At 45.6% G+C, this 9801-nt stretch carries 12 protein-coding genes and 1 pseudogene; 6 read left to right on the plus strand and 7 right to left on the minus strand.

The window, feature by feature from the left end; genetic code table 11:
* Positions 1–68: 68 nt before the first annotated feature.
* Positions 69–1231, plus strand: a protein-coding gene (locus AB5Y84_RS03685; RefSeq protein ID WP_368176341.1) for an IS3 family transposase whose coding sequence is annotated in 2 segments (ribosomal slippage) — positions 69–324 and positions 324–1231 — 1164 coding nt in all. Because the reading frame shifts where the segments join, the coding sequence is not laid out codon by codon here.
* A 3-nt stretch (positions 1232–1234) separates the two neighbouring features.
* Here AB5Y84_RS03685 and AB5Y84_RS03690 read toward each other — a convergent pair.
* The 4 genes from AB5Y84_RS03690 to AB5Y84_RS03705 form a co-directional block, all read right to left on the minus strand.
* Positions 1235–1606: a DUF2787 family protein gene (locus AB5Y84_RS03690; protein ID WP_368176410.1), complete on the minus strand. Its 372-nt coding sequence runs from the start codon at positions 1604–1606 to the stop codon at positions 1235–1237.
* 62 nt (positions 1607–1668) lie between these two features.
* Complete coding sequence (locus AB5Y84_RS03695; protein ID WP_106842935.1) at positions 1669–2166, minus strand: hypothetical protein; 498 nt, start codon at positions 2164–2166, stop codon at positions 1669–1671.
* Between the two features lie 21 nt (positions 2167–2187).
* Entirely contained in the window at positions 2188–2712 is a 525-nt protein-coding gene (locus AB5Y84_RS03700; RefSeq protein ID WP_106842934.1) for a hypothetical protein, read from the minus strand.
* An 11-nt stretch (positions 2713–2723) separates the two neighbouring features.
* Entirely contained in the window at positions 2724–2942 is a 219-nt protein-coding gene (locus tag AB5Y84_RS03705; RefSeq protein ID WP_106842933.1) for a hypothetical protein, read from the minus strand.
* Between the two features lie 374 nt (positions 2943–3316).
* Between AB5Y84_RS03705 and AB5Y84_RS03710 the strand changes: the two genes are divergently transcribed.
* The 5 genes from AB5Y84_RS03710 to AB5Y84_RS03730 all read left to right on the plus strand — a co-directional run bounded on the left by AB5Y84_RS03710 (position 3317) and on the right by AB5Y84_RS03730 (position 6257).
* Complete coding sequence (locus tag AB5Y84_RS03710; RefSeq protein ID WP_227002200.1) at positions 3317–3712, plus strand: VOC family protein; 396 nt, start codon at positions 3317–3319, stop codon at positions 3710–3712.
* A gap of 23 nt (positions 3713–3735) precedes the next feature.
* On the plus strand, positions 3736–4026 hold the full coding sequence (locus tag AB5Y84_RS03715; protein WP_106842932.1) for a putative quinol monooxygenase: 291 nt from the start codon (positions 3736–3738) through the stop codon (positions 4024–4026).
* Positions 4027–4150: 124 nt separating this feature from the next.
* Complete coding sequence (gene gloB / locus AB5Y84_RS03720; RefSeq protein WP_162504386.1) at positions 4151–4906, plus strand: hydroxyacylglutathione hydrolase; 756 nt, start codon at positions 4151–4153, stop codon at positions 4904–4906.
* 41 nt (positions 4907–4947) lie between these two features.
* Entirely contained in the window at positions 4948–5754 is an 807-nt protein-coding gene (locus AB5Y84_RS03725) for a type 1 glutamine amidotransferase domain-containing protein (protein ID WP_201987818.1), read from the plus strand.
* Positions 5755–5864: 110 nt separating this feature from the next.
* On the plus strand, positions 5865–6257 hold the full coding sequence (locus AB5Y84_RS03730; RefSeq protein ID WP_106842930.1) for a ribbon-helix-helix domain-containing protein: 393 nt from the start codon (positions 5865–5867) through the stop codon (positions 6255–6257).
* Positions 6258–6651: 394 nt separating this feature from the next.
* Here the strand turns inward: AB5Y84_RS03730 and AB5Y84_RS03735 are convergent.
* The 3 genes and pseudogenes from AB5Y84_RS03735 to AB5Y84_RS03745 all read right to left on the minus strand — a co-directional run.
* A pseudogene (locus AB5Y84_RS03735) lies at positions 6652–6961 on the minus strand (transposase); the annotation flags it as partial.
* Positions 6962–7276: 315 nt separating this feature from the next.
* Entirely contained in the window at positions 7277–7630 is a 354-nt protein-coding gene (locus AB5Y84_RS03740) for a hypothetical protein (RefSeq protein ID WP_139493810.1), read from the minus strand.
* A 474-nt stretch (positions 7631–8104) separates the two neighbouring features.
* The gene (locus AB5Y84_RS03745; RefSeq protein ID WP_368176411.1) at positions 8105–9718 is read right to left on the minus strand and encodes an IS1634 family transposase; all 1614 of its coding nucleotides are present in this window, start codon (positions 9716–9718) and stop codon (positions 8105–8107) included.
* Positions 9719–9801: the final 83 nt, after the last annotated feature.

Below are 9801 nucleotides of genomic sequence, written 5' to 3' on the forward strand. Positions count from 1 at the left end.
TGTAGTGGTCTAATCATCCCGGACACCATTTTAGGTGGTACAGTCGCCACCATGACCTGAGGTGTTCAATGACAAGATTACGTCGCTCATTTACTGCCGAATTCAAACTCGAAGCCGCATCCCTGGTGCTCGACCAAGGATATTCTGTCCCTGAAGCCAGCCGTTCACTGGATGTCGGTGAAACAGTGCTCCGTCGCTGGGTTCTGCAGCTGCAATCCGAACGAACTGGCACAACCCCAATCAGCAAAGCACTGACTCCAGAGCAGCAGAAAATTCAGGAGCTGGAAGCCCGTATCAACCGGCTCGAACGTGAAAAGGACATTCTAAAAAAGGCTACTGCTCTCTTGATGGCGGACGAGTTCACACATACGCGCTGATAGACCGATTAAGGGAGCAAGCCCCCATCACTTTGGTCTGCTGCGCCTTCGATGTTCCCACCTCCTGTTTTTACGATTATCTGGCTCGCAGGCGGACGATTAACCGTGAACGTATGCAACAGCGCTGTGAGTTGCGCCGGTTGTTCAAAGAGAGCAGGAGCTCTGCAGGCAGCCGCGCCTTGATGTCGATGATGCGAGAGTTGGGGTATCAGATTGGCCGATTCAAAGTACGTAACCTGATGAAGGAAGCCGGTCTGGTATCCAAGCAACCGGGCGCTCATCGCTATCAGGTGGCACAGTCTGAACGACCGGACATACCCAATCTGCTGGCCCGCGAATTTGATGTCCAGCAACCCAATCAGGTGTGGTGTGGCGATATCACCTACGTCTGGGCCGGTGGTTGCTGGCATTACCTGGCAGCGGTGCTTGACCTGCACACTCGGCGGGTCGTGGGCTGGGCGATGTCTGATAAACCTGATGCAGAATTGGCAATCAAAGCCCTGGAGATGGCCTATCAGCAGCGGGGTTGCCCATCTGGTGTGCTATTTCACTCTGACCAGGGCAGCCAATATGGCAGTAGGGCATTTCGGCAACGAGTGTGGCGCTATCGCATGACCCAGAGCATGAGTCGGCGTGGCAACTGCTGGGATAACGCCCCGATGGAACGGTTGTTCAGAAGCCTGAAGTCAGAGTGGCTCCCGGCTATGGGATATATGAGCTTGCGGGAAGCAAAGCGGGATATCAGTTATTACCTGATGGATTACTACAACTGGCGGCGTCCACATCAACACAATGACGGGATACCGCCAGCAAAAGCCGAAGAACGGCCTAACCAAGTGTCCGGATTTAGTTGACCACTACACATTCACCTCTGACGGGGAAATCTCTCCCATCATCGAATGGGTGTACTCTTCGATGCTGAAATCAAAATCCAACTCCTTGGCCAACTCGGTGCACCAACCTTGGCCCACATAGGCAAAGTCGGTGACGTAGCGCAGATGCCAGCCATCATCCCAACGTTCGAGGCGTATTTCGACAGGGTGATAGCCTCCGGTTGTTGCGCTGTAGTCAGGATCTCGGTAGTTGAGGGTCAGGGCTGCGGGTGTTGTGCTATCCGGGATCTCATCAGGGAAATCCTCCAACGCTGAGCTGATGGCCTGCTCCAGTAGCGTTTGCAGGTCGTGACATATCCTCACAGGCAAGCCCGTGATAACGAGGGTCGGTTTCATATCTTGGTTCTCGTTGAGATTGAGTAAAAGGGGTGGGGGAGAGTTAGGGAGGCTTGAACGGGTTACTGGGCTGTGTTGGTCTCTGCTGGGAGTTTGGCCTTGAGGCTATCAAACCACTCGGTATGCTTGCCTGTGATCAGATGGCCGAACCGTACTTCAGGTGCGGCCTTGGTCAACTCCAGATGGCGCAGTACAGCAGCCAGGAACCCTGCGTTATTGCTGCTGCCCTTGAAGTTCCAGATCACCTTGAACAAGCCAGAGGTAAATGCCTTATCCGGCTGTTGCTCGTTCAGCAGAACGACGACTTGCGCCAAGCCAAACCACTCCTTGGAACACAGGCCTCCACCGCTGCTGCCTGTGAGACGGATCAATAGTTCAGCCAGCTCGGGTTCATGGCCAATCTCATAGCCCACGGTAGTTGTAGAGCCAGGCGAGAGCAGGGGTGCTACGCCACTGACCAAGACTACTTTGGCTGGTGATGCTTGTATGCCATCAAACTTGGCTGTGGCAGTCGTATTTACTTGCTGTTTGGCTGCTTGCTTATCGGTTTTGGTATTCATGCTTAACGTCCTTCGAGATGGTCAGATAGTGGATTTCAGGTAGATAGTGGTGCCCAAATCAGGCGAGGTTTGATCTGGCTTGAGCGAGAAGGCCAAATGTTTGAATACTGGGAGTGGTGCAGACAAGGCATCAAACGGTGAGCCGTAGCCAGAGAAGCGATAGGGTTCCCATGCTTCGACAGCGGTGAAGGGCAGCCAGAACACAGCATCTTCGGCACAGTCGATCAGCTTGATGGTTCCTGCAGCTAACCGCCAGTAGTCAGCGTAGTAACCGTTGTCGTCATCCCTGACTGACTCGCCTGTGTGGGAAGCTATCGAGATCAATACTTCGGGCGCTTCGATGTGCAGGGACTTGGCCTTGAGCACGGTCGCCTCTTTGACCACGACCAGCAGCACAGGCTGATTTTCATCTGGCAGGAACTCAGGAACATACATGCCGCTTGTAATGACCTCCTGCATCAGCAAGCTCAGCGTCTGCCAGCTGTAGGCATAACCCTTGAGCGTTTCGTGGGAAGCATATTTCCCTTCTTGAATGAACTCATCCATGGCTAACCCCCTCAGTCCGCTGGGCCGGTGATGTAGCCGAGAGTGCCGCCGATGATGGTGCCAGCAACAGCTCCAGGGATACCACCTCGGGCACCTACACCAGCTCCGGTGATAGCGCCTTTGACTGCTCCCTTGGTGCTACCTTTTACCGTGAAATCGATACTACCGTCTCTCATTGGCTTGATGCTGATCGCTGCGACTTGTTTGCGCAAAATTTGGTGAATAAACATGTTCTCTCCTTTGGATCGTGGATATGAAAAAGGCCCTGAGCGGTTAGCTCAGGGCCTGATGTTCTGGATGAACATGGTTTTAATATGTGTTTTAAATGTTGTTCTCTGCGGCTTAAGGGTTTCCAGCTGTTACTACTACTGGGGAGGCTTGAGCGTCGGACAACCAAGGCTCACAAACAGAACACCTGTTGGGGACGGCGTCAGATGATAGCCAAGTCTATGAACTTTACGAATCGTACAATTAAATATATGTATTCTCTTAAGTGAGTGGAGCCCAACGACCCCTTTTCTAAAAAAATAGTCATGTAGTAATACTATAGCACCACCACATCATGCTTTCGTTATATAAATACACTAAATTACAGAAGGGCATCATGATGGCAAAAATGATTCATTCTATGATTAGAGTATATGATATTGCTCAGTCGTTAGAGTTTTATAAAAAGGCATTGGATTTGGATGTGAAAGATCGTTTTGACTTTGACGATTTTTCACTTGTCTATTTAGGTAATCAAGAAAGTGATTTTGAGTTGGAATTAACGTACAACCATGGACAATCCAGACCATATGTTCATGGTACAGGATATGGTCATTTGGCTGTGACTGTTGAACAAATTGAGGATGTACATTGTTTATTAATGTCAATTGGGTTAGAGCCGGGACCAATTAAAAGCATAACCCATAAAGATTATAATTTAGCTCGTTTCTTTTTCATTTCTGATCCTGATGGGTATCGAATTGAATTTATAGAAAAATCTGGTCGTTACTGATTTTTGATAAAAAAGAGGTTGATATGGTTACTTTAACAGCAGTTTTTTATGCAAAGCCTGGTTGTGAAATGTCATTGCAGAAAATTTTGAAAAATATGTTGTCGCCATCAAGAAATGAATCTGGTTGTATTAGTTATGTTTTACTTAACGCTATTGATCAACCATCTAAATTTGTGTTTCAAGAACAATTCAAAGATGACGAAGCATTTTCAGAGCATACTAAGACTGATTATTTTAATAAAATGATCTCAGAAGCGACGCCATTGTTGCAAGACTCGCCAGAAATAACTTTCTATACTGTTGTATCTGAATAAAATATTGAGTTTAAATAAAGGTATACTCTAAAAACAAAGGCTGATGAAGCTATTACTTCATCAGCCAATTGTAATGTACTTGTGAGGTGATATAACGTTTTTCATCCTACTCATGGTGAAGTTTATGTTTGAAATAGATAAAATTACAGTATTGGATGATAACTTTATATGGATATTGCGTTATGCTAAAAAAGCAATTGTGATTGATCCCGGAGATGGTGTAGCTGTTGTTAATTATTTAGCGAAAAATGATTTAGAATTGGCGGCTATATTTATTACTCATAGTCATATGGATCATGTGGCTGGTGTGCCAATTATATTAGGATGTTATCCAAATAGTCGTGTTTACGCATCTTTTTTATTATTGGATGGAATGAGGGGGAATTTTTATTCTGTAGTGGGTGGTGATGAGTTTTGTGAATTAGACTGTCTATTTAAAGTCATTGATTTACCAGGACATACAGCAGAACATATTGGTTTTATGTTCAAGAATAATTTGTTTTGTGGAGATGTGTTGTTTTCTGCTGGTTGTGGTCGAGTAGCGAATCAGCAATTTACAGAAATGTATTCTTCGCTTATGAAGATTAAACGCTTGCCTATTAACACCCAAATTTATTGTGCACATGATTATACTGAACATAACCTTAAGTTTGCTCATGCTGTGGAACCCGAGAATAAAGCGGTGATTGCATGTATTAATTCAATAAAAAAACAATTATATATGATTCCTACAACACTAAATTTGGAGTTGCAGATTAATCCCTTTTTGCGTTGTTCACATGAGGCTGTAATTCTATCTGTTAAAAATAAAGCGGAGAGTGATAGGCCTGAAGATGTTTTCAAAGCACTGAGACAATGGAAGGATAATTTCCATGGTTGATTTAAAAACTTATAAAACCAAAAATTATTTAGGATGAGTTTATGATGAAAAAAAATTTTAAAAAAGCTTCTTTGTCTATTCTGATATCTTCATTGTTTTTTATGAACTATTCAATTGCAGATGAATATAAGGTAGATTTGTACCCTCTTGCACAAACTAGTGCATATGTACCAACATTAGATACAGCCAAATTGATGGATGCTGATGGGAAATTAAACAATGAATTAAAAAGTTTTGTTCACTCTAAACATGATAGTCAATTGTTAAAAGGGAAAAACATAGCGATTCTTGCAACTGATGGTGTTGAAGAGTTAGAGATTCTTGTTCCTCTTAACTATTTACGACAAGTAGGTGCACATGTTACCGTAGTTTCACCACGTAAAGAAATTCTACCAGATACCTTAGGTTTAAAAATCCCTGAAATAAGAAGTACACATATTATGACTGTGCGATTAATGGAAAATTCAGGATGGCTACCAATCGATAAATATATCGATGAGGTGTCTGCAAACAACTTTGATGGCTTGGTACTCCCGGGTGGGGCATGGAATCCTGATTTTTTGCGTACAAATGTTAAAGCATTGGAGTTTGTTGAATCTATGGTCAATGCTAATAAACCTCTCGCAACAATTTGTCATGGCCCTCTTGTTTTAATTAGTGCTGATTTGGTCAAAGGTCGCAATATGACTGGTTACTGGGCTATCATGAAGGATCTCGAAAATGCGGGTGCACATGTACAGGATCAGCCAGTAGTGATCGATGGAAATATTATTTCAAGTCGTTTCCCATATGACATACCAAGAATGCTTAATGCATTTACAAAAAAATTAAAAATTAAAAGTACTTAAGTTTTTATGTAGCCGCACTATAATTTAGTGAGGCTACATTTTATTGTTGCTTGTTGACAATGCCTATATTATAACACAGTTCATTAATTTAAACTAAAGTAGGATATAGTATGTGTAAATTATTTGTTAATGGCAATCAAATTTTATGGAATAGTACTACGCGTTCATTACGTATTGATGGTGTGACGACTTCCATTCGCCTTGAAAATTTCTTTTGGAATGTACTTGAAGAAATATCTTTTCGTGAAAATTTGACTGTTAATAAAATGATTGCGAAGTTGTATTTTGAATCATTGGATGCAGATTTAGATGTGGGGAATTTTACATCCTTTTTGCGTGTATGTTGCTCACGTTATTTATCACTTATTGCTGATGGTGAACTTATGCGCGATGATATTTGTCCATTAGAGAATGTTGATGCTGATTCCATCATTAAATCAGAAGACGCTAATATAATGGTACGTCTTTCCAAGTTTAAGGATAATCATGTTGATAAACACTGATTTTTATTTGGCTAAGCTATTTACACTTGTATAGATAGTCATGTTCTGGAATCTCCATAAATATACGTGGCTATTACTTTAAATTAACTAAAGCAGGTGCGCGATTTCTAGTTTTATTGAATTTTTCCGAGGTTATAAATCTCCTAATTGATTCAGCTTGAAGGACCCTTACTGAAGGGATGGTTCCCTTTATCATCAATTGGTATCTTTATTTTAAAAGCAAAAGTTTTTGTGAGCAGGCAGTCTGCCATACTTTGGGTTTCATTCAAAACATGGGATACCCAAAGGAGTCATTTCTGACATGGGTTGGGGGAGGGGGGGATTACTGGAGATCTTGCGTGAAATTTGCCGACGGTCGCGTCGGGGTGACGGTCCGACGTCTCGTCGGCATCGACGCGACTTTCTCTGTGCGAACGCACTTGTTGACACTGCTATAGTCTGGTACACACCTTGGCACACCCATCAGCCCAAACAATGAACCGAATAGTCACTGGGTAGCTTGTAGAGTGAGGCTGGGCATATCCTTGAGTGTGCAGATAGTTTGGCCAGTGTAGAACTGGCTGAGGCCCCCGTTGCTCATGATGCAACCAACAGTTCATTACGGCGGTATCAACCCAGAAGGTGAGAGCGCTACGATAAATCTGATACTTGTTGTATTGAAAGCAGTTAAAGCAGTTGGTGATGGAGTAACACTCCTTGCACATGCGTGCTGACCTGCTAATCAGAGTCCCCTCGGTTGGCTTCACTTGGATTGCTGCGATTTGGAAAGCAATAGCGATGTTACCTACCCCCTCATTCAGCGTAACGATGAAATATGCCGTAAATTGCCGTCTTTATCGAAAAATACCATTTCAACCGATTGAAGGTATAGCTCAAGTAGAGAGCATGAGCTTATACAAAGGCTTGTCGCACCTTATCCTAAGAGTTCACTGCGGGGTGATGAGTTTTGACGACTGTAAGGGGCCAGCTGAATGCCTGTACCATCGATGGCAAAAAAATGGCACTGTAAACGGCAAAAATTACCCAACTAAATTGTCAATAGCCTTTTTGAGCACTAAATCTCTTTGTTGCTTATAATCTTTCAATTTAATTGAATCATCAGTTGTGATTGACTTTGATTGTATTTCCATTGCATCTATTTTCTTGACAAGATCATTGTATCGATTACGGTCAAAGCCTAGGTATTTATCCACTAGATTTTGTGAAGCTATCTTAGTTGTAAGGCCTTGATTATCTACATAATTATCTCTGGATAACCCTCTTTTGAGATAATCGTAAGTAAGTGGTTGGCGATTCTGATACAAAGCGTGTTCAAGTAACGCTTGAGTAACATTTCTATTGCTGGTGTCAGACGGCGTTTTTTGTTGCTCCATGACCTTCATTGTGGCTCGAGCCATCAAGAGAGTATGGGGGAGTTTATGGCTTTTTATATACATGGCAATCATCCCATGGGAAATCGGTGACAAGAGCAAGCAAATTACAGGCCAATAATGTTTCCTCCTCATTACTTTAATATTGTTTCATGTGTTATTTGTGGTGATGCATGTGATACGTTCGTATGGTCTGAGCAAATATGTTACTTATAGATAGAGTGAAGGTTGTCATGACACTTTAGTTCTGTGTGAGAAACGTCTATTTCGTGTGGAGGGAGATAGATATTGCCGACGGTCGCGTCGTCGTGACGACCCGTCACCTCGTCTGCATCGACGCGACTTTGCACAACTTGGCAAACTTCAGCTACAGCCCAAAAGACCGGATATGCCCCAGAGCTGCTCCGGTCTTGCCCACTAACCATTCCTCTTCCCTTGCTCTTGGTGGGCGTCTCCATCCTACATTCCGCACCTGATTTAGGAATAAATTTGTCGGTAGCGTTCACCCAATACCTCCAAAATGATCTGCTGGTCTCCTGTTAGCTCCGTTATCTGAGGCGGGGCTTCTCCCAGTCGATACTCATGGATGCCACCAAAGCGCAAAAAGATCCAACGGGCGGTTGGCTGCTGGGTCGGCTTCTTTTTCATATCTGCCACACTGCGGTTCTGCGCCACTAACCCCTGCCGGATCCGGTGCTCCAGGGCCGCATAAATCATCAGGCTACAGGTCATCACCATCAGCAACGCTTCAATTCGTTCCGGTTTTTTCAGGTACAGTGAGGAGGTTAAAAATTCCGGGCTCTTGAGAAAACGAAAGCCTCGCTCGACATTCTGCTGTGCCTTATAGGTGGCCAACAGTTCGGCCATGGTCAGCGTGTCGCTGTGGTCATTGGTCGCCAGGATGAACACCCCGGTCTGGTTGCGAGCCGCTTCAACTTGCGCCAAGCTGGTTGCCGCCACACCACTGATGTGAAACTGGTAGCTGACCGGTGCTTCCCCCTTTTTCGGTCTGCCACAACCGGCATAAACGGGGTCACTCACCACCTCGGCATCCAGTTGCAGCAGCATCAAGCTGGCGCTAAAACGACTCAATTCGGCCTGTGCATCCGCTTGGCAGGCAAAGCGTTTGGCACACAATTTGGCGAAGGCTTTGAGCTCGCGGGTGCTCTCTTTAAGCAGGTTTTTAGCCAATGTTTGCTGCTCACGGTTGCTGGCCTGTTCGCTGCGCACCAGCAACCAGCGCTGCGCGACGCCGGCATAATGGGCGGATTGCCAACAGCCATGATAACCATTGCCCAGCGCAACCAGCGACTGGGTGCCAATCGTTGCCACGGCCTGCTTGGCCTCGTTCAACGTGACCGGCACCCGGGTGACAAACAGTTGCTGCTGTTGCGCCAGCAGTTGCAAGGTCTCGGCACAATACAGTGCTGCATCGCCGACCAGATAACGGCAATCCTGCGCAGCCTTGAGGCTGCTCAAGTGGCGACGAACAGTCTGGGCAAAGGCTTTGGTGTCGTTACTGTTGCCACTGAGGGCCTGCATGTAGATGGGTAGCCCGGCCTGATTTTCACAGATGAGTTCCAGGATAACCTGGTTCAGCTCTGGCCGATGATCTCGACTATAACCCCGCACCAATTGCAGCTTACCGATCGTGTCCCCATCGGCCTGGTCATAGGCGCCATCGACGTGGAAGCTGGTGATATCGAGGTGCACTGCGGTGCTGTTGAGCCCCAGTCGCTCAACGACTTGCGCCGCCATCACTTGATACAAGGTGCTGACATCGGCCTCAAAGAGGGCATCGAGACAGCGCCCGAGCACATCATCATTGAGATCATCTGCACAGATCCCGGGGCCAATCAGGCGCTCAACCGGCTTGTTAGCGAAGAATTGTGGGAACATGTGCAGGGTGCTGCTGTGAAAGCCGAGGCCGTTCACTATCATGGCCACCAAAGCGTCACCGTGTGAGACCTTGAAAGGCGGTGTTTTGGGGAGCACCGCATCAATCATGCGGGCAATTCCCAGTTCTTGGCAGAGTGCGGCGACCAAACCAAGGTGATCGAGGTTACGGATAGCGATAGCGGCCATGATGATCTACCTGCAAAAGAGAGTAATAGATCAGAATGGCCGATCGCCGTCAAGCTTTGAAAAAGCCAAAATTAGGTGCGGAATGACGG

This window comes from Aeromonas sp. s11 (assembly GCF_040907945.1).
In the GTDB taxonomy this organism is placed as follows: Bacteria; Pseudomonadota; Gammaproteobacteria; order Enterobacterales; family Aeromonadaceae; genus Aeromonas; species Aeromonas veronii.